A 19,824-nucleotide genomic window follows, 5' to 3' on the forward strand; every position below is an offset into this window, starting at 1 on the left:
AGGCGGGCGCCCGTCGACGCGGCCAGGGCCACGGCTGCGGACAGCGCGCCCGGCGACGTCGCGAGACGCTCGCCGACGAGGATGACGCCTCCGTCGGCCAGGGCGGCGGCGGCCGCCGCGCCCGGCTGCGAGCCGGAGAGGTCACCGAGGACCGCAGCCTCGCGACCGGGGTAGGCGGGCACGAGGGTGCCACCCATCTTGCTCAGGCCGCGGGTCACGTGGGACCCGACGGCATACACCGCGGTCTTGTTGCGGCGGAACGCCTTGCGCAGGCGAAGGAAGATGATCGGCGACTCGTCCTCGGGCTCGAGGCCGACGAGGAGGACGGCCTTCGCGCGCTCCAGGTCGGCATAGGTGACGGCTCCACCCTCGGGGCCCGTCGCGGCGACGTGCCGGGCGAGGAAGTCAGCCTCCTCGGCCGAGTGCGGCCGCGCGCGGAAGTCGACGTCGTTGGTCCCGAGCACGAGGCGGGCGAACTTACCGTAGGCATAAGCGTCCTCGGCGCTGACCCGGCCGCCGACGAGCACGCCGGCCGCCCTGGAGGCCCGCAGCCCGGCCGCGGCGGCCGCGAGGGCCTCGGGCCAGCCGACGACCTTGAGCTCGCCGTTGTCGTCACGGACCATCGGCAGACCGACCCGGTCGGGCAGCGTCGCGTACGTGAAGGCCCAGCGGCCCTTGTCGCAGTTCCACTCCTCGTTGACCGCGTCGTCCTGCAGCGCCATCCGGCGCAGCACGACGCCACGGCGGTGGTCCGTGCGGATCGCACAGCCGCTCGCGCAGTGCTCGCAGACGGACGGCGTCGACACGAGGTCGAACGGGCGCGAGCGGAAGCGGTAGGCCGCGCCGGTGAGCGCGCCGACCGGGCAGATCTGGACCGTGTTGCCGGAGAAGTACGACTCGAACGGCTTCTCCTCGTAGATGCCGATCTGCTGCAGCGCACCGCGCTCGACGAGGGCGATGAACGGGTCACCGGCGACCTGGTCGGAGAAGCGCGTGCAGCGGGCGCAGAGCACGCAGCGCTCGCGGTCGAGCAGGACCTGCGAGGAGATGTTGATCGGCTTGGGGTAGGTCCGCTTGACGTCCTCGAAGCGCGAGACCGTGCGACCGGCGCTCATCGCCTGGTTCTGCAGGGGGCACTCGCCGCCCTTGTCGCAGACCGGGCAGTCGAGCGGGTGGTTGATCAGGAGCAGCTCCATGACGCCCTGCTGCGCCTTGTCGGCGACCTTGGACGTCTCCTGCGTGTTGACGACCATGCCCTCGGACACCGTCATCGTGCACGAGGCCTGCGGCTTCGGCATCGGGCGGACGACGCCCTCGCGGTCGGGCAGCGCGACGTCGACGAGGCACTGGCGGCAGGCGCCGACCGGGTCGAGGAGCGGGTGGTCGCAGAAGCGGGGGATCTCGATCCCGACGGTCTCGGCGGCGCGGATGACGAGCGTGCCCTTGGGGACGCTGACCGGGACGCCGTCGATCGTCAGGCTGACGTGGTCGGGGTTGGCCGGGACCTTCGCGTCACCGCCCTTGTCGACGGCGTTGCCTCCCGCGCTGGGTGAGGTCGTGACGGTCATGCGGACACCATCCCGCTCGACTCCTTCGTGTTGACGTCAAACAGGACCGACCTCTCCGGCGGGAAGAGGACGTGCGCCGGGGTGTGCATGCCGATCTCGAACTCCTCGCGGAAGTACTTGACCGCAGACGTGATCGGGCTCGTCGCCGCGTCGCCGAGGGCGCAGAAGCTGCGGCCGAGGATGTTGTCGCAGATGTCGAGCAGCTTGTCGATGTCGTCCTGCGTGCCCTGGCCGTTCTCGATGCGCGTCATGATCTGACGCAGCCACCACGTGCCCTCGCGGCACGGGGTGCACTTGCCACACGACTCGTGCGCGTAGAAGTCGGTCCAGCGGGACACGGCGCGCACGACCGAGACGGTCTCGTCGAACACCTGCAGCGCGCGGGTGCCGAGCATCGAGCCGGCCGCGGCGACGGAGTCGAAGTCGAGCGGCACGTCGAGGTGCTCCTCGGTGAAGATCGGCGTCGAGGACCCACCGGGCGTCCAGAACTTCAGCTTGCGACCGCCGCGCATGCCGCCGGCGAGGTCGATGAGCTCGCGCATCGTGATCCCGAGCGGAGCCTCGAACTGGCCCGGGTTGGTGACGTGGCCCGACAGGCTGAAGATGCCGAAGCCGGTCGACTTCTCGGTGCCCATGCCCTTGAACCAGTCGGAGCCCTCGAGGATGATCCCGGGCACCGAGGCGATGGACTCGACGTTGTTGACGGAGGTCGGGCGGGCGTAGAGACCGGCCGCACCGGGGAACGGCGGCTTGAGGCGGGGCTGGCCGCGGCGACCCTCGAGCGAGTCGAGCAGCGCGGTCTCCTCACCGCAGATGTAGGCGCCGGCGCCGGCGTGGACCGTGATCTCGACCTTGACGCCCGAGCCCGCGACGTTGTCGCCGAGGTAGCCGGCGGCGCGGGCCTCCTCGACGGCGCGCAGGAGGCGGCGGTAGACGTGGACGACCTCACCGCGCAGGTAGATGAACGCGTGCTCGCAGCCGATGGCGTACGAGGAGATGGCCACCCCCTCGATGAGCGAGTGCGGGTTGGCCATCATGAGGGGGACGTCCTTGCACGTACCCGGCTCGGACTCGTCGGCGTTGACGACGAGGTAGCGGGGCCCGCCGTCGGGAGGCGACATGAAGGACCACTTCATGCCCGTCGGGAATCCGGCTCCACCGCGGCCGCGGATGTTGGAGTCCTTGACCGCGCCGAGGACCTCCTCGGGCTTCATCCCGAGGGCCTTGCGCAGGGCCTTGTAGCCGTCGTGCTTCTCGTACGTGGCGAGGGTCCAGGACTGGGGGTCGTCCCAGAACTTCGTCAGGATCGGGGTGAGCGTGTCGGTCACTGCGAGCCGTCCTTCCGGTCCGTGCTCGAGGCCGTGCCCGAGCCTGCGGAGTCGCCGCCCTCGGGCGCGACCCAGCCGTTGTCCTTGGCGATGCGCAGGCCGAGGAGGGAGGCCGGCCCGGCCCCCACGCCTTCGTCGGCGAGGCCGTCGTCGAAGCCCGCGAGGACCCGCGAGACCTCCTTGAACGTGCACACGCGGCTCGGGCCACGTGTCGGGGCGACCTGCTTGCCGGCCCGGAGGTCGTCGACGAGCTTGACCGTCGAGTCGGGCGTCTGGTTGTCGAAGAACTCCCAGTTGGTCATGACGACCGGCGCGTAGTCGCACGCGGCATTGCACTCGATGCGCTCGAGGGTGATCTTGCCGTCCCCGGTCGTCTCGTCGTGGCCGACCCCGAGGTGCTCGGAGACGGTGTCCCAGATCTGGTCGCCGCCCATGATCGCGCAGAGCGTGTTGGTGCACACGCCCACGGTGTACTCGCCGTTGGGGTGGCGCTTGTACTGCGTGTAGAAGGTCGCGACGCCGCTCACCTCGGCGGTCGTCAGGTCGAGGACCTCGGCGCAGAAGCTGACGCCACGACCCGAGACGTAGCCGTCGACGGACTGGACGAGGTGCAGCAGCGGCAGCAGGGCCGAGCGCTTCTGCGGGTAGCGGGCGATGATCTCGGCCGCGTCGGCGTGGAGACTCTCGAGGACGTCAGCGGCATACGGCCGCTTGCTCTCCGGGCTCACGTGGAGGAATCCGGAGGCGTTCCATGTCTCGTTGGGATCCGCGCTCATCGGTCCACACCTCCCATGACGGGGTCGATCGAGGCGACGGCGACGATGACGTCAGCGACCTGGCCGCCTTCGCACATCGCGGCCACGGCCTGCAGGTTGTTGAAGCTCGGGTCGCGGAAGTGCGCCCGGTAGGGGCGGGTGCCACCGTCGGAGACGAGGTGGCAGCCGAGCTCGCCCTTGGGCGACTCGACGGCCTGGTAGGCCTGGCCCGCCGGGACCCGGAAGCCCTCGGTCACCAGCTTGAAGTGGTGGATGAGGGACTCCATCGAGGTGCCCATGATCTCGCGGATGTGGTCGAGGCTGTTGCCGAGGCCGTCGCCACCGAGCGCGAGCTGCGCCGGCCACGCGATCTTCTTGTCGGCGATCATGACCGGACCCTCATCCACCTGGAGGCGGTCGATGCACTGCTCGATGATCTTGAGCGACTCGTACATCTCGTCGATGCGGATGCGGAGGCGGCCGTAGGCGTCCTGGCTCGTCCGGGTGATGACGTCGAAGTCGTAGGTCTCGTAGCCGCAGTACGGGTCGAGCTTGCGCAGGTCGTGCGGCAGGCCGGTCGAGCGGAGCACCGGGCCCGTGATGCCGAGGGCCATGCAACCGGCGAGGTCGAGCACGCCCACGTCGACCATGCGACCCTTGACGATCGGGTTCTCGTTGAGCAGTGCCTCGAGCTCACCGAGCCCGCGTCGCACCTCGGGGACCATCTCGCGCATGGCGTCGGTCGAGCCGGGCGGCAGCTCCTGGGCCACGCCACCGGGGCGGATGTAGGCGTTGTTCATGCGCAGACCGGTGATCATCTCAATGATCCGCAGGAGTCGCTCACGCTCGCGGAAGGCGATGGTCATGACGGTCGTCGCGCCCATCTCCATGCCGCCGGTGCCGAGACAAATCAGGTGCGAGCTGATCCGGGTCATCTCCATCATGAGGACCCGGATCACGGAGGCCCGCTCGGGGATCTGGTCGGTGATCCCGAGCAGCTTCTCGATCGCGAGGCAGTAGGCGGCCTCCTGGAACATCGGCGTCAGGTAGTCCATGCGCGTGCAGAACGTGACGCCCTGCACCCACGTGCGGTACTCCATGTTCTTCTCGATGCCGGTGTGGAGGTAGCCGATGCCGGCGCGGGCCTCGGTCACCGTCTCACCGTCGATCTCGAGGATGAGACGCAGCACGCCGTGCGTGGACGGGTGCTGGGGACCCATGTTGACGACGATCCGCTCCTCGTGGAGCGCGGTCGCCTCGTCGACGAGGTCATTCCAGTCGCCGCCGGCGGCGTTGAAGACGTAGGCGCCCTCGCTGGCCCCCTCGTCGGCGACCGAGGTGGCGTAGATGTCGTTCGTGCCGGGCTCCGGCACCTCGGTCTGGGTGAACTCGGTGTGGGTGCTCATCAGGTGTAAGACCTCCGCTGGTCCGGCGGCGGGACGGTGGCGCCCTTGTACTCGACGGGGATGCCGCCGAGGGGGTAGTCCTTCCGCTGCGGGTGGCCCGGCCAGTCGTCGGGCATGAGGATCCGGGTCAGGGCCGGGTGTCCGTCGAACTCGATCCCGAACATGTCCCACGTCTCGCGCTCGTGCCAGTCGGCGGCGGGGTAGGTCGGGACGATCGAGGGGATGTGGCGATCGGTGTCGGGGCACGAGACCTCGACGCGAACGCGCCTGCCGCCGTGGGTGATCGACAGGAAGTGGTAGACGGCGTGGAGCTCCTCGCCGTCACGGTCGGGGTAGTGGACGCCCGAGACGCCGGTGCAGAGCTCGAAGCGGAGCGAGGGGTCGTCGCGCAGGACGCGGGCGACGGCGGCGAGGTGCTCGCGGTTGACGTGGATCGTCATCTCGCCGCGCTCGATGACGACGCGGTCGACGGCCTCGGCGTACGAGGCGGACCCACCCACCAGGGCACGCTCGAGGTGGTCTGCGATCTCGTCGAAGTAGCCGCCGTAGGGGCGCTGGGTCGCGCCCGCGACGAGGATCGGCCGGCGCAGCCCGCCGTAGCCGGAGGTGTCGCCACCCTGCCCGGCACCGAACATGCCGGTGCGCATCCCGACGACCTCGGGTTCACCGGTCGGGCCCTCCTCCTGGAGGAGGGCGACCTCTCCGGGGGTCAGACCGGAGGCCTGGTCCTTTGTCGTGTCGGCGTTGACGCCAGCGCTCACGTCGTCCTTCTTCTCGGCGTCCTTCGGGGCGCCCGTCCCGGCCTCGCTCATGCGAGCAGGCCCTTCATCTGGTGCGTCGGGGTCGCCGAGAGGGCGGCCTCCTCGGCGGCGCGCGCCGCGGCCTCGCGGTTGACGCCGAGCGGGCTGGTCTCGATCTGCTTGTGCAGCTCGATGATCGCGTTGAGGAGCATCTGCGGGCGGGGCGGGCAGCCGGGCAGGTAGATGTCGACCGGGATGATGTGGTCGACGCCCTGGACGATCGCGTAGTTGTTGAACATGCCGCCGGAGCTCGCGCAGACACCCATCGAGATGACCCACTTGGGGTTGGGCATCTGGTCGTAGACCTGGCGCACGACCGGGGCCATCTTCTGGCTGACGCGGCCGGCGACGATCATCAGGTCGGCCTGGCGCGGCGTCGCGGAGAAGCGCTCCATGCCGAAGCGGGCGATGTCGTAGTCGGGTGTGCCGACGGCCATCATCTCGATGGCGCAGCAGGCGAGGCCGAACGTGGCCGGCCAGATGGAGGCCTTGCGCATGTAGCCGGCGAGGCCCTCGACGGTCGAGAGCAGGAAGCCGGAAGGCAGCTTCTCTTCGAGACCCATGGTTTCTCCTTAGTCCCAGTCCAGGCCGCCGCGACGCCAGACGTAGGCGTAGGCGACGAAGACGGTGAGGATGAACAGGACCATCTCGACGAGGGCGAAGAGGCCCAGCTTGTTGAAGGCGACAGCGAAGGGATAGAGGAACACCGACTCGATGTCGAAGACGATGAAGAGCATCGCCGTGAGGTAGTACTTGATCGGGATGCGTCCACCACCGGCGGCCTGGGGGCTCGGCTGGATGCCGCACTCGTACGCCTCGAGCTTGGCCCGGTTGTACCGCTTGGGGCCCACGACGAGTGACGTGAAGACCGACAACGCGGCGAACGCGAAGCCAAGCCCCAGCATGAACAAGATCGGGACGTAGGGTTCGCTCATCCTTCGTCACTTCCCTTTCGGTCACAGCAGATGCGCGGCGCCCCCATCCTAGGGGCGTCGGCGACGATTGTGCTCGCGGTCACATAGTCCCTCGGGGCGGCCGTGAGGGGGTCGGCCGGACGGTTTCCGGTCATGCTCTCGGCGCGATCCGCGTGCGGCGCCCGGAGCGGTTCCGACCGGCCGCGACGGCTCCCGTGTCGGGCGTCGCGACGCTGGACCCGCTCGGGGTCGTCGCGCTCTCGGCGGCTGGGCTGCTCATGGCTCCTGGATCCTGCTTGTGAAGAACTTCACGAACTATCTCGGCATCCTATTCCCGAGATTTCCGGCTTGTCAGATTAGGTGAACCTAACCCCGCGCCGAACTGCACGTATGCCGCCGGGCGGGCCCAGCGGCATACGTCGCCTCAGCGCTTGACCGCCGTGTGTAGGGCGACGATCCCGCCGGTGAGGTTGGTCCAGCCGACGTGCGCCCATCCCGACTGCTCGATCGCCCGGGCGAGCTCGCCCTGCGGGGGCCACGCGCGGATCGACTCGGCGAGGTAGACGTAGGAGTCGGGGTTGGACGAGGTCCGTCGGGCCACCTGTGGCAGGGCCTTCATGAGGTAGTTGGAGTAGACCGTCCGGAACGCCTTGTTGACCGGCTGGCTGAACTCGCAGATGACGAGGCGCCCGCCCGGTTTCGTCACACGGAGGAACTCGCGCAGGGCCACGCTCATGTCGGCGACGTTGCGCAGCCCGAAGCTCATGGTCACGACGTCGAAGCTCTCGTCGGCGAAGGGCAGGCTCATCGCGTCGGCCGCGGTGAAGGCCATGTCGGGACGACGACGGCGCCCGACGCGCAGCATCCCGAGCGAGAAGTCGGCCGGGACGACCTCGATCTCGCGGTCGGCCCACGGCTCGCTCGACGTGCCCGTCCCGGCCGCGATGTCGAGGATCCGCTCCCCCGGCTTCGCGGCGACGGTCTTGACGACGGCGCGGCGCCACAGCCGGTCCTGCCCGAGCGAGAGCACGTCGTTGGTCACGTCGTACTTCTCGGCGACGGTGTCGAACATCGACGCGACGTCGACGGGTTTCTTGTCCAGCTGGGCGCGACTCATGGCCCCATCCTCGCACCAGGACGCACCCGTCGGAGCCCCCGCCGGATGTTCCGTAGCGCCCCGGGACAGCCCGGCCACTGGGTCGACGGCAGGGCTGCAGCGGGTGGCCCACGGGTCTCGGCGGAGGAGCGGGGATGCCCCGTCGCGGGCGCGGGTGGCGATGGCGCCACCCGGGCGGTCGTAGGCTTGTCGGCGATGTCATCGAATCCTGCCCCTGGCGCGGAGCCGTCGTCCGTCACGGCGACGGTCGTCGTCCGCTCGGTCCCGCTCCCCGTCGAGGGCGGCCTGCTGTCGTACCTCCCCGCCGACACCCCGCACGACGAGCTCGTGTCGTGGGTCCGCCGCGGCGACGGCATCGTCGGCTGGGGCAGCGCCCTCACGTTCGAGTCGTCCGGCCCCGAGCGGTTCCGCGACGCGGAGGCCTGGTGGAAGAGCGTGGCGGCGCGCGCCGTCGTCCGCGACGAGGTGGCCGTGCCGGGCAGCGGTCTCGTCTGCTTCGGCTCCTTCCCGTTCGCCGACGACTCCGCCGAGAGCGCGCGGCTCGTCGTCCCCTCGACGATCGTCGGGCGCCGCGAAGGCCAGTCCTGGCTGACCACGATCTCCCTCGACCCGCAGCTGCCGCGGCTCGAGACGCCAGTGGTTGCAAGGGAGCCCGAGCCCCCGGCCGATGTCGCCTTCGCAGACGGCCGCGTCTCGCCCGCCGACTACGCCCATGCCGTCGCCGAGGCCGTCACGCGGATCAACGCCGGCGACCTCGACAAGGTCGTCCTCGCGCGCGACCTCGTCGCGACCGCCTCCGGCCCCATCGACCCGCGCTGGCTGCTGCAGCGCCTCGCCGACCGCTACGAGAACACGTGGGTCTTCTCCGTGGCCGGGCTCGTCGGTGCGACGCCCGAGCTGCTCGTCCGGCGCGACCAGGGCCTCATCACCTCGCGGGTCCTCGCCGGGACGATCCGCCGCACCGGCGACGACGAGCACGATCTCGCCCTCGCCGCATCCCTCGCCCGCTCCTCCAAGGACCTCGAGGAGCACGAGTACGCGGTGCGATCCGTCGCCGACGCCCTTGCGCCGCACTGCTCCTCGATGAACGTCCCCGAGTCGCCGTTCGTCCTCCACCTGCCCAACGTCATGCACCTCGCCACCGACGTCGCCGCGGTCAGCGCCGACGACGCGACGTCGCTCACCCTCGCTGCCTCGCTCCACCCCTCCGCCGCCGTCGGGGGCACGCCGACGGCCGCCGCGATCGAGCTCATCGCCGAGCTCGAGCACATGGACCGCGGACGGTATGCCGGCCCGGTCGGCTGGATGGACGCCCGCGGCGACGGCGCCTGGGGCATCGCCCTGCGCAGCGGCGCCTACGCCCCCGGCGACCCGTCGCAGATCACGCTGTATGCCGGATGCGGCATCGTCGCCGGGTCCGACCCGGAGTCCGAGGTCGCGGAGTCGAGCGCCAAGCTCATCCCCATGCGCGACGCCCTCGCGAGCGACTGAGGTCCGGCGATGGCGCACCGGCCGACCGCTCCCGAGCTCGCCCGCACGCTGCTCCAGCAGCTCTGGCTCGGAGGGGTCCGTGACGTCGTCCTCTCCCCCGGGTCGCGCTCGGCACCGCTCGCGCTCGCGCTCGACGCGGCCGACCGCGACGGCGACCTCCACCTGCACGTGCGCGTCGACGAGCGGTCGGCCGGCTTCCTCGCGCTCGGGCTGGCGACGGGGTCGCGGCGCCCGGTCGCCGTCGTCACGACGTCGGGCACCGCGGTCGGCAACCTCCTGCCGGCCGTCATGGAGGCCCACCACACGGGTCGCCGTCTCGTGGTGGTGAGCGCCGACCGGCCCGACCGGCTGCGCGGCACGGGGGCGAACCAGACGACCGCCCAGGCGGGGATCTTCGGCACCTTCGCGCCCTGCCGCGACCTGACGGCGGAGACGCCCGACGCCGAGCTGGCGGCCGCGGTCGTCGCCGCGTGCCTTGGACCGGGGCCGACCCAGCTCAACCTCCAGCTCGACGGCGACCTCCTGCCGCCGGACCCTGAGCCGGACACCTGGTGGCAGCGACCGGCGCCCGCCGCGCTTGCCGCTCCGGCGTGGGCCGACCGCAACGACTCCGCCCGGGAGGAGTTGTCAGACGAAAGTCCGGGCCAAACCCACACCAACTCCGCCCGGGCGGAGTCTCTATCGGCCCGGTCGGGCGCGTCCGCAGGCCCCACCGGGCGTATGCCGTCCGTCTCGGTGTCGGACGACGGCGAGGTCCTGCCAACCGGGCCCCGCACCGTCGTCGTCGCCGGCGACGACGCCGGTCCGGCCGCGCGGCTGCTCGCCGAGTCGGCAGGCTGGCCGCTCCTCGCCGAACCGACGTCGGGGGCGCGCATCGGCGCCAACGCGATCCGGACCTACCGCCTGCTCCTGTCGACCGACCTGCGCGTCGACATCCAGCGCGTGGTCGTCGTCGGCCACCCGACGCTGTCACGACCGGTCACGAGCCTGCTCAGCGACCGCTCCATCGAGGTGCTCGCGGTGCGGTGCGCCGACGGGGTGGCGACCGATCCCGGCCACGTCGCCCGGGTCCTCGACGTCGTCCCGCGCGTCGACGCGCCCGACGGCCCGTCCTGGCTGGCTGCCTGGCGCGCCGCCGACGCGGAGCTGAGCGCCCTGATCGACGAGGGCGTCGCGGCCGAGCCCGCTGAGGCCCTCGGGCTCCCGCCTCTCGCCGTTGCGGCTGCCGTGGCCCGGGCGGTCGGCGCCGAGACGACCCTGGTCGTCGGCTCGTCCAACCCGGTCCGCGACCTCGACGTCATGGCGACCCCGTGGCCCCCGAACGAGCGGCGCTTCGTCGTCGGCAACCGTGGGCTCGCGGGGATCGACGGCATGGTCTCGACCGCCGTCGGGGTGGCACTGGGCCGCACACGGGCCGCCCGGTCCATCGCCTTCATGGGCGACCTGACGTTCCTGCACGACACCAACGGGCTGCTCGTCGGGCGGGGTCAGCGCCGGCCGTCCCTGACGATCGTCGTCCTCAGCGACGACGGCGGGGCGATCTTCGCGACGCTGGAGCAGGGTGACCGTCGCTATGCGAGCGCGTTCGAGAGGGTGTTCGGAACCCCGCACGCCACCGACCTCGAGGCGCTCTGCGCGGCGCACCACACGGCATACGAGCGGGTCACGGACCTGCGACGGCTCGAGGCTGCACTGGCCGAGGACCCCCGGGGGCTACGGGTCCTCGAGGTGCCGGTGTCGCGAGCCGGCCGGCGCGCCGAGGCGCAGTGGCTCCGCGAGCTCGCCCAGCAGGTCGTCCCCAACCGCGGCTGACCTGACCGGCCGACCGACGTGAGCCCGACCACCGGGCGAGAGCGGACCCCGCCACAGAGCACCGCGACCGCCCACGTCGTCAGAGCGGGTCGGGCACGGGCCACTGCGTCGGCGCGCCGCCCCCTGCGGCGAGCGCCGCGCGGACGAGGTCGACGTTGTCGGCCGCCTCACGGCCGGTCGGCAGCACGAGGGTGTCCTCGAGGCCGATCCGCACATCGAAGCCCGACGCCTGGGCCCACCGAAGCACCGGCCACGCCCAGGCCTCCTCGCCGTGCACGAGGACGGGCGCGGGCGACATGCCGAGCGCGGCGAGGACCCGCTCGGCCGCCCACGGCCCGGTCGATCCGGGGGTCACGCCGGGAACGAGCTCGACGAGGACGCGCTCGACCTGCCAGGGCCAGTTCGTCGCGACGAACCGGCTCACGGCCAACGGGGTCCAGAGACCGGCCTCGACGGCGGACCCGTTGTCGTGAACGGCCTCCGCGATCTCGATCGCGCCGTCCTCGTGCCAGTTGACGGTCGCCGAGTCGGGTCCGCCCTCGGCCGGCCCGGGCCACTCGGCGACGTGGGCGATCTTCTCGCGCACCGAGCCGACGATGCCATCCCTGGTCGAGACGCTGACGCGGAGCCCCGGCACGCGCTCCCGGATCGCCGTTGCGGCGTCGATGACGTGCCGCGTATCGAGCGTCTCGCGTCCGGCATCGTCGCGGGGATGGACGTGGACCATGAACGCGCCCGCGGCGACGACTCCCTCGGCCGCGACGGCGAGCTCGGCTGGAGTCGTGGGGACGTGCGGATGCGCCCGGGGGTGCCGGGCGCCGTTGAGGCAGGCTGCGATCATCGTGGCTCCGATTCACTCGAGCAGCGCGAGACAGCGGACCAGCCGCTCACGCCACCAGTGTTGCCGATCCGCGGGCGCGGCGAGCGCGGTCAGCGACTCGCGATCGACCGCCGGCCGCACCGGTCGCAGCTCCCCGCCGACCGGGCGCAGCGGCACCGAGGCGACGTCCCGGGTGAAGAGGCCGACCGTCCCGAGGCCGCAGGCGTGGTCGAGCGACGGCAGCGCGGCGGCGAGAGCCACCCCGGCGGCGATACCGACGCTCGTGTCGAGCGCCGACGACACGACGGCAGGGAGCCCGCACGCGTCGACGATCTCGAGGGCTCGGCTCACGCCGCCCAGCGGCGCGACCTTGACGACGACGAGGTCGGCCGCCTCCAGCTGGGCGACCCGCAGCGGGTCGTCCGCCTTGCGGATCGACTCGTCGGCAGCCACCGGGACGTCGATCCCCTTGCGGGCCAACGACTTTCGCAGGGTGGCGAGGTCCTCGACGCGGGCGCACGGCTGCTCGGCGTACTCGAGGTCGTATGCCGCCAGCCGGCCGAGCGCCGCCACCGCCGTCTCGAGGTCCCATCCTCCGTTGGCGTCGACCCGCACCCGCGCCGAGGAACCCATGGCGGCGCGCACGGCCGCGACCCGGTCCACGTCGTCGGCGAGCGACTGGCCGACCTCCGCCACCTTGACCTTCGCTGTCGTGCACCCGTCGAAGCGCGCGAGCACGGCCTCGACCTCATCCGGACGGACGGCCGGAACGGTGGCGTTGACGGGGACGACGTCGCGGACGGGAGCCGGCCATGCGGCATACGCGGCCTCGAGTCCGGCCGCCAGCCAGCGCGAGGACTCGGCGTCGTCGTACTCGACGAACGGCGAGAACTCCCCCCAGCCCGACGGCCCCTCGATGAGGACCGCCTCACGCGTCGTCACGCCGCGGAAGCGCACGCGCATCGGGATCGCCACGACGTTGGCTCGGGCGAGCAGCTCGTCGGGGCTCGGAAGAGCCGGCACCGTCGGCCCGGTCATCGCGGTCAGGCTCCGAGGCGCACGTCGCGCTCGTTGGCGACGACGCAGGCGATGCGGTCGACGAAGACCTGCCGCATCGAGGGCAGCGCGTCGAGCGGGAACCAGCCGGCGTCGGTCGCCTCGTCGTCGCCCGGAGCCGGATCACCCGAGACCCAGCGGCAGCGGAAGGTGTGGTCGAGGTACTGGCCGACGTCGCCGTTCGCGTGCGTGACGACGCCCGTCGCGCGGACCCACACGAGCCGCTCGACCTCGGCCACCACCGACGCCTCCTCGAGGACCTCGCGCACCGCGGCGACATCGGGGTCCTCCCCCGGGTCGACGATGCCGGTCACGGGCGTCCACTCTCCGGTGTCGGAACGACGGATGAGGAGCGTCTCGGGGCCGCGCGGGCCGTCGCGCAGGACGACGGCCGTGACGCCGGGAAGCCACAGGAGCTCGGTGCCGACCATGGTCCGCAGGTGGGCGACGTAGGGAGGGATCGGCATACGACCGACCCTAACCCGGCCGTTAGGCTGCCCGCGTGAGCAGTGACAGCGCGCCCCAGACCTCCCCGGCAGACCCCTCGGCCGACTCCTCGGACCCAGCGCCGGGCACTCCGTCGGGCACTCCGTCGGGTGGGGAGGCGACGGTCTCGGAGATCTTCGACCCGGCCGAGTGGGAGGTCGTCCCCGGCTTCGACCTCACGGACATCACCTACCACCGCAGGCGCCCGGTCGAGGGCCGCCCGCATGCCGAGTCCGGCGTGGTGCGCATCGCGTTCAACCGGCCCGAGGTGCTCAACGCCTTCCGGCCGCACACCGTCGACGAGCTCTACCGCGCGCTCGACCACGCGCGCATGACGCCCGACGTCGGCGTCGTCCTCCTCACCGGCAACGGGCCCTCGGCCAAGCACGGCAAGTGGGCCTTCTGCTCGGGCGGCGACCAGCGCATCCGCGGCCGTTCGGGCTACCAGTACGCCGAGGGCGAGACGGCTGAAACCGTCGACGAGGCGCGGGTCCGGGCGCAGGGCGGGCGCCTCCACATCCTCGAGGTGCAGCGGCTCATCCGGACGATGCCCAAGGTCGTCATCGCGGTAGTGAACGGCTGGGCGGCGGGCGGCGGCCACTCGCTCCACGTCGTCTGCGACCTGACGATCGCCTCGCGCCAGGAGGCCCGGTTCAAGCAGACCGATGCCGACGTGGGCAGCTTCGACGGCGGCTACGGCTCGGCCTACCTGGCCAAGATGGTCGGGCAGAAGTTCGCCCGCGAGATCTTCTTCCTCGGCCGCGAGTACTCCGCCGAGGACATGCACCGGATGGGCGCCGTCAACATCGTCGCCGACCACGCCGACCTCGAGCGCGAGGCGCTGCAGGTCGCCACCGAGATCATGGGCAAGAGTCCGCAGGCGCAGCGGATGCTCAAGTTCGCCTTCAACCTGGTCGACGACGGCCTCATGGGCCAGCAGGTCTTCGCCGGCGAGGCGACCCGCCTTGCCTACATGACCGACGAGGCGGTCGAGGGCCGCGACCAGTTCCTCGAGAAGCGCGACCCCGACTGGTCGCCCTTCCCCTGGTACTTCTGAGGTCACCCTGGGGTTCCCGGCAAGGATTCATCCTCCATCGGCCGGCTACGGCACTGCCCACGATTGTTGGGCAGTGACGTAGCACGCGGGGTGCCCCACCCTGAGCTCCTTACGGCACTGCCCACGAATGTTGGGCAGTGACGTAGCACGCGGGGTGCCCCACCCTGAGCTCCTTACGTCACTGCCCACGATTGTTGGGCAGTGCCGTAGGCCGCGTGAGCCTCCACCGCCTAGGGCCAGCGGCCGACGTCGACCAGTCCTCGGCCGAAGGCGTCGATGCGCCCCCAGCGGCCGGGGATGTCGAGCAGCTCGACGACGCCGATGTCGACGGGGACGGCCGGGTCGACGAGCAGGTGCTCGCCCATCGGGTCGAGCCCGAGGAGCGTGCGCAGGAAGAGCAACGGCGCCCCGGTCGACCACGCCTGCGGGCTGCACGCGGTGGGGTACTGGACGGGGTACTTCGTCAGGTCGCGGTCGTAGCCGCCGAACGCCTCGGGGAGCCGCCCTGCGAAGTAGTCGGCCGCGTCGAGGATCCCGGCGGCGACTCGGGCCGCCTCGGTCTTGAAGCCGTAGCGCCGCAGTCCCCAGGCGATGAAGGAGTTGTCGAACGGCCACACGGTGCCGACGTGGTAGCCGATCGGGTTGTAGCGGGCCTCGCCCTCGGCGAGGGTGCGCACCCCCCACCCGGAGAAGAGCCGGGGGCCGAGGAGGTGGTCGGCGATCGCCGCGGCCCGGTCGTCGTCGACGATGCCGCTCCACAGCAGGTGCCCGATGTTGGACGAGAGTGCGTCGACCCGGGCCCCGTCGGCGTCGAGGGCCAGGGCGTAGTACTGCCCGTCCTCGACCCAGAAGTCGCGGTTGAACCGGCGCTTGAGGTCCTCGGCCTGCGCCTCGAGCTCGTCCGCGTAGCCGGGGTCGCCCCAGAACTGCCGGGCCAGGCGGGCGCCGCGCACCTTCGCGTCGTAGGCGTACCCCTGGAGCTCGCACGTGGCTCGCGGGAAGCCGGGCAGGCGCCCGTCGTGGTAGGAGATCGAGTCCCACGAGTCCTTCCAGCACTGGTTCTCGAGGCCGGTCTGCTCGTTGCGGCGCTGGTAGGCGACGTAGCCGTTTCCCTGGAGGTCGGCGTAGGTGTCGATCCAGCGCAGCGCCGCCCGCGCCTCCGGCTCGAACCCCCGGACGAGCTCGTCGTCGCCGGTCCAGCGCTCGTACTCGTCGAGCAGGACGACGTAGAGCGGCGTGGCGTCGGCGCTGCCGTAGTAGGGCGAGTGAGGGCGCTCCTCGAACGCCGTCAGCTCGCCGTAGCGCATCTCGTGCAGGATGCGACCCGGGTCCTCGTCACGGAAGTCGTCGACGCGGGTGCCCTGCCAGTCGCCGAGGACCCGCAGCGTCGTCGCCGCGAGCTCGGGGGTGAAGGGCAGCGCCTGGAGGCTGGTGAGGATGCTGTCTCGGCCGAACATCGTCATGAACCACGGCAGGCCCGCCGCGGGGAGGCTCCGGCTGCCGGCGATCATCGGCGTGAACCGGAGCGCCGCCAGGTCGACCAGGCTGCGCCGGTACGTCGCCCTGAGGGAGTCCGAGTCGCAGACGAGCCGTGGTGCAGCGGCGAGCCAGCGCTCCAGGTCGTCCTCCATGTCCTGCCACCGCCCGGTCGCGACGGGTGTGTCGGGCAGGAGCCGCCGGCCCCCGGGCCCGAGGAGGGTGGGGACGACGTGGAGCTCGGTGTCCCAGGAGCCGTGCGGCTCGATCCGCACGGTGAACTCCAGGCCCTGCTCGTCCGCTCGCGCAGGCTTGGTCGAGGAGACCGTCGTCGTGCGCTGGAACGTGCCGCGTTCGTAGGCCATCACCAGCCGGCCGTCCTCGACGCGGGTCGTGCGCGTGCCCTTCTTCGCCATCGCGTCCTTCACCTCGAACAGGTCCGCGAAGTCGGAGTCGGCGTCGACCCGGACCGTGAGCTCGACCGGGCTCCCGTCGTGGTTGAGCAGGGTGAGCTGCTCACGGAAGCCGTCGTCGACGGCGCGTCGACGGATCACCGTGAGCGTCGCGTTGACGTAGACCGTGCCGGTCCCGGGCACGAGGAAGAACCGGGTCTCGAAGTACTGGAGGTCGTCGGTGGACAGGGCGGTGAGCCGCTCACCTCCGACGGTCAGCACCCACCGCGACAGGAAGCGGGTGTCGAAGGAGAAGAGCCCGGTCGGGTCGTCGGCGGAGGCCTCGATGTCACCGCGGGTGTCGCTGACGACGAACGTGTTGCCGTGGAGGATCCGGACGAGTCCGTCGCTCATGGCGACCTCCGTTCTCTCGCGGCCTGCTCGGACCGGGACCCCGCCACCCGCCCGGGGAAGAGCCGTTGGGTCAGCACGAGCAGCTCGGGGTCGCCGTCGACCGCCAGCTCGCCGCGCAGCAGCGCAGTCATGATGCTCGTCCCGCCGTCGACGATCGCGTCGAGCAGAGCCCGGTCCCCCGAGACGACACACTGCGCCGGTGCGTCTTCGGCGGAGACCGTGATGTCACCGTGGTCGATGCGCACGAGGATGTGCTCGGTCTCGCCGGACCCGACGAGGTCGAACCGGACGTCGGCTGTCACGCGCCCCAGCAGCGGGTCGTGCCCCCGCCGGGCGAGGTCGTCGAAGAACTCGTGGGTCGATGTCATCGTGGCTACCCCCGTGTCGATCGTAGGCGCGCGGGTGCCGGCCCGAGGGCGTTATCGACTCAGGGCTGGAGCGAGCCCATGAGCGCGACCGACGCGTCGACGATCTGGCGCTGCGCGTCCGCACGAGTCACGGTGGGCGTGCCGTCGCCGGGCTGCTCGCCGTAGTCACCGAAGAACGCGTGGACTGCGCCCTCCACCGGCGTGAAGACCGACGTGGGAGGAAGGTTGGGCTTGCTCGCGGCGATGTCGGCGGGCGTTGCCAGCCCGTCCTTCGTGCCGGAGACGGACGCGACGTGCAGGTCGGTCCGGTCGGCGAGGGAGCCGAGCGGATAGGACGCCCAGAAGAGGATGCCGTGGACCTGCGTCGGGTGGTCGGCGGCATACGACGACGCGGCCACTCCCCCGAGGCTGTGGCCCCCGACCGACCACGCCTTGACCTCGGGGTGTGCGGCGATGATGCCGCCGGGAGCCCCGATGGCGAGGAAGCCGATCTGATAGGGCTGCTTGACGATGACGACGAGCGTGCCGGCGCGGCTCACTCCGCTCAGCATCCGTACGTACGCCCGGGGGTCGACGCGGGCACCGGGCTGGAAGACGAGCCCGGTCCTCGGCTCCCCACTCGTCGGCGCGATCTCGATCCGGGTCGCCGAGTCGGTGACCCGGACCCCGTCGCCGCCTGCCATCGCGGCCACGGCGTCGTCACTGGCAGCGAACGGTCGCAGCCAGAAGAGCGCGCCGAGCACGACGACCGTGGCGAGCGCGACGAGGATGCGCCCGAGGGTCCGTCGGACCGGGTGTGCGGCCGCCCGCACCACGCCGGACCGGGAGCGCCGAAGGGCCCGAGCGACGAGCACGGCTCCGACGAGGACCGCGACGACGAGGGTGACGAGGTGCGCGGGGTGCGCAGACCGGAGCACGGGCAAGTCGGTGATGAGCAGCGCCAACGGCACCGCGAGCCACAGCGCGGCGATCGTGATCGACCACCACGGGGGCCTTGGCGGCGACGGTCGCTCAGGCGTCTCGCTCACGGGAGTGGCTGGCTCGTGCGACGGCGCTGAGGTCACGCTCGAAGCCTATCCGCGTATGCCGCACGGCGCGGTCCGCGCTCACGCCGCCTCCCCGCCGCGGCGGGGTTCCCCACCGCTCGCCCGTTCTGCCCGATGCGCCCCGGCTGGCGGGGTGCGAGGCGGACATCACCCTCCCGATGCCGTGAACGGCTGACGGCGTGACCCGCCCGACCTACGTTGGGAGCATGACGGAGAGCGACCCGCTGCTGCTCCCTCCTCAGCGCGCGTTCACGCCGGAGGAGATCACCCACTGGGCCGACCGGGACCGCCGGGGGCTCGACGAGGCCCTTGCGACCGCGGATGTGCTCGTGAGCTGCCCACACGCCGGCGCCGCCATCCCCGGCGAGCTGGCCCCCTATCTCGACGAGCGGCTGACCCGGCGGCTCCAGTTCGACTTCACCGACGTCTCGACGGCCGCCGTCGCGGCCCGGTGGGCCGAGATCGACCCGACCGTCGTCATCGTCATCAACCCGCACCCGCGGCTCGTGCGCGACCCCAACCGGCCCCGCCCCGAGGACCCGGCGGCCCGCCTCCGCGAGGCCCTCGCCCGGGTCCGAGAGGCCGGGCCGTTCCAGCGGGTGGACCTCAAGGGGTGCGACGCGATCCGTCCGGTCACGTTCTCCTTCACCCCGATCCTGCGCGTCCCCGAGGACGAGCAGGGCGTCGAGCGCCTCGTCGCCGACTTCATGGCCGCCGGGGCCTGCGGGGTCGACGTCTACCAGCAGACCCGCGTCGACCTGCTCGAGCGGATGATCACCCTGACGCACGAGCGAGCAGCATCCGGCAGGCGGGCCATCCTGACGACGCTGTCCTTCCACGACACCATGAACACGACGACGTCGCTCGACGGGGCTGTGGACGTCGCCCGGGCCCCGGCCGACGAGCTGCCCCGGGTCGTGGCCCTGTCCAACCGCGGCGACGCGGAGGGCGAGCTGCGCGACCCGGCCGACCGGGTCACCATGGACGCCGAGCGGCTGCGGCGGCTGGCGGCGGCCCACCGGGACGGGTTCGCCGTCGCCGACCCGGCGGACGTCGCCCTCAACCGGCCCTATCTCGGCAGCGAGGAGATCCTCTCCGCCGGGCGCCGGTTCCGCGACGAGGCAGCCCGGGCAGCCGAGTCCGGGGCGCGGTTCGACGCCGTGCAGGCGGAGTTCCTCCGCGAGTTCCTCCTCGGGCCCGCAGCAGTGGCTCAGATCCGGCGTCCCGGCACGACGTGGCCGGACCCCGACCCCGCTCAGGTCGACGACCTCGCCCACCGGCTCAGGGACACGTGGGCCGGATACCGCGCGATGGTGACCTGACCGGACCCCCGCGATCGGACCGACCCGGCAGGGCCGCCTCCGATCACGCGGCCAGGCAAGGCAGGATGAAGGGGTGAGCTCTCCCGACGACGGCGTGAAGGACAGCCGGGGCCATCGGGCGCCGACGGCCACCTCGTCGGGCCCGCACCCGTCCGCGGCTGCGGGCGTCGGCCCCGCGTCGGGCCACGGCGCCGGC

Annotated in this window: 19 protein-coding genes; 4 read left to right on the forward strand and 15 right to left on the reverse strand. The window is 71.8% G+C overall.

Annotated features, from left to right (window positions below):
* The 9 genes from N865_RS19545 to N865_RS19580 form a co-directional block, all read right to left on the reverse strand.
* Window positions 1–1,568, reverse strand: a 1,568-nt coding sequence (locus N865_RS19545; RefSeq protein ID WP_034809747.1) for an NADH-quinone oxidoreductase subunit G, incomplete at its 3' end; no start/stop codon positions are given.
* A complete protein-coding gene (gene nuoF, locus N865_RS19550; protein WP_034809749.1) occupies window positions 1,565–2,896 on the reverse strand; it encodes an NADH-quinone oxidoreductase subunit NuoF in 1,332 nt (443 codons plus the stop codon). The genes nuoF and N865_RS19545, both read right to left, overlap by 4 nt.
* Window positions 2,893–3,672, reverse strand: coding sequence for an NADH-quinone oxidoreductase subunit NuoE (gene nuoE, locus N865_RS19555; protein WP_034809751.1), 780 nt, complete (start codon window positions 3,670–3,672; stop codon window positions 2,893–2,895). The genes nuoF and nuoE overlap by 4 nt, the downstream gene beginning before the upstream one ends.
* The gene (locus N865_RS19560; RefSeq protein WP_034809754.1) at window positions 3,669–5,057 is read right to left on the reverse strand and encodes an NADH-quinone oxidoreductase subunit D; all 1,389 of its coding nucleotides are present in this window, start codon (window positions 5,055–5,057) and stop codon (window positions 3,669–3,671) included. The genes nuoE and N865_RS19560 overlap by 4 nt, the downstream gene beginning before the upstream one ends.
* Window positions 5,057–5,869: an NADH-quinone oxidoreductase subunit C gene (locus N865_RS19565; RefSeq protein ID WP_051511113.1), complete on the reverse strand. Its 813-nt coding sequence runs from the start codon at window positions 5,867–5,869 to the stop codon at window positions 5,057–5,059. The genes N865_RS19560 and N865_RS19565 overlap by 1 nt, the downstream gene beginning before the upstream one ends.
* A complete protein-coding gene (locus N865_RS19570) occupies window positions 5,866–6,420 on the reverse strand; it encodes a NuoB/complex I 20 kDa subunit family protein (protein ID WP_034809756.1) in 555 nt (184 codons plus the stop codon). The genes N865_RS19565 and N865_RS19570 overlap by 4 nt, the downstream gene beginning before the upstream one ends.
* 9 nt (window positions 6,421–6,429) lie before the next feature.
* Window positions 6,430–6,792 (reverse strand): NADH-quinone oxidoreductase subunit A, encoded by a 363-nt coding sequence (locus N865_RS19575; protein ID WP_034809758.1) that lies wholly within the window; start codon window positions 6,790–6,792, stop codon window positions 6,430–6,432.
* 130 nt (window positions 6,793–6,922) lie between these two features.
* Window positions 6,923–7,051 (reverse strand): hypothetical protein, encoded by a 129-nt coding sequence (locus tag N865_RS23760; RefSeq protein ID WP_281173518.1) that lies wholly within the window; start codon window positions 7,049–7,051, stop codon window positions 6,923–6,925.
* A 144-nt stretch (window positions 7,052–7,195) separates the two neighbouring features.
* Window positions 7,196–7,888, reverse strand: a complete 693-nt coding sequence (locus N865_RS19580) for a demethylmenaquinone methyltransferase (protein ID WP_034809761.1) — start codon at window positions 7,886–7,888, stop codon at window positions 7,196–7,198.
* A gap of 195 nt (window positions 7,889–8,083) precedes the next feature.
* On the opposite strand from N865_RS19580, the gene N865_RS19585 reads away from it, so the two are divergent.
* Both N865_RS19585 and menD read left to right on the forward strand, forming a co-directional pair.
* Entirely contained in the window at window positions 8,084–9,379 is a 1,296-nt protein-coding gene (locus N865_RS19585) for an isochorismate synthase (protein ID WP_034809763.1), read from the forward strand.
* A gap of 9 nt (window positions 9,380–9,388) precedes the next feature.
* A complete protein-coding gene (gene menD, locus N865_RS19590; protein ID WP_034809765.1) occupies window positions 9,389–11,191 on the forward strand; it encodes a 2-succinyl-5-enolpyruvyl-6-hydroxy-3-cyclohexene-1-carboxylic-acid synthase in 1,803 nt (600 codons plus the stop codon).
* 79 nt (window positions 11,192–11,270) lie between these two features.
* Here menD and N865_RS19595 read toward each other — a convergent pair whose 3' ends face one another.
* From N865_RS19595 to N865_RS19605, 3 genes are read right to left on the reverse strand one after another with little or no spacing between them, the layout of a single operon-like run.
* Window positions 11,271–12,032, reverse strand: a complete 762-nt coding sequence (locus N865_RS19595) for a 3-keto-5-aminohexanoate cleavage protein (protein WP_034809768.1) — start codon at window positions 12,030–12,032, stop codon at window positions 11,271–11,273.
* 12 nt (window positions 12,033–12,044) lie between these two features.
* Window positions 12,045–13,049, reverse strand: a complete 1,005-nt coding sequence (locus tag N865_RS19600; RefSeq protein WP_034809771.1) for an o-succinylbenzoate synthase — start codon at window positions 13,047–13,049, stop codon at window positions 12,045–12,047.
* A 5-nt stretch (window positions 13,050–13,054) separates the two neighbouring features.
* Window positions 13,055–13,534, reverse strand: a complete 480-nt coding sequence (locus tag N865_RS19605; RefSeq protein WP_034809773.1) for an NUDIX hydrolase — start codon at window positions 13,532–13,534, stop codon at window positions 13,055–13,057.
* A 35-nt stretch (window positions 13,535–13,569) separates the two neighbouring features.
* Here N865_RS19605 and N865_RS19610 point away from each other — a divergent pair, with 35 nt between their 5' ends.
* Entirely contained in the window at window positions 13,570–14,610 is a 1,041-nt protein-coding gene (locus N865_RS19610; RefSeq protein WP_281173519.1) for a 1,4-dihydroxy-2-naphthoyl-CoA synthase, read from the forward strand.
* Window positions 14,611–14,840: 230 nt separating this feature from the next.
* On the opposite strand, the gene N865_RS19615 is transcribed toward N865_RS19610, so the two are convergent.
* Genes N865_RS19615 through N865_RS19625 form a run of 3 tightly spaced genes read right to left on the reverse strand, consistent with a single transcriptional unit; the run spans window position 14,841 to window position 18,324 of the window.
* Window positions 14,841–16,892, reverse strand: coding sequence for an amylo-alpha-1,6-glucosidase (locus tag N865_RS19615; RefSeq protein WP_034809782.1), 2,052 nt, complete (start codon window positions 16,890–16,892; stop codon window positions 14,841–14,843).
* A complete protein-coding gene (locus N865_RS19620) occupies window positions 16,889–17,260 on the reverse strand; it encodes an SCP2 sterol-binding domain-containing protein (RefSeq protein WP_034809785.1) in 372 nt (123 codons plus the stop codon). Before N865_RS19620 ends, N865_RS19615 begins: the two co-directional genes overlap by 4 nt.
* 59 nt (window positions 17,261–17,319) lie before the next feature.
* Window positions 17,320–18,324 (reverse strand): alpha/beta hydrolase, encoded by a 1,005-nt coding sequence (locus N865_RS19625; RefSeq protein ID WP_157557791.1) that lies wholly within the window; start codon window positions 18,322–18,324, stop codon window positions 17,320–17,322.
* 188 nt (window positions 18,325–18,512) lie between these two features.
* Here N865_RS19625 and N865_RS19630 point away from each other — a divergent pair, with 188 nt between their 5' ends.
* Entirely contained in the window at window positions 18,513–19,628 is a 1,116-nt protein-coding gene (locus tag N865_RS19630; protein ID WP_034809789.1) for an N-formylglutamate amidohydrolase, read from the forward strand.
* Window positions 19,629–19,824 lie beyond the last annotated feature (196 nt).

Source organism: Intrasporangium oryzae NRRL B-24470 (assembly GCF_000576595.1).
Classification (GTDB): domain Bacteria; phylum Actinomycetota; class Actinomycetes; order Actinomycetales; family Dermatophilaceae; genus Intrasporangium_C; species Intrasporangium_C oryzae.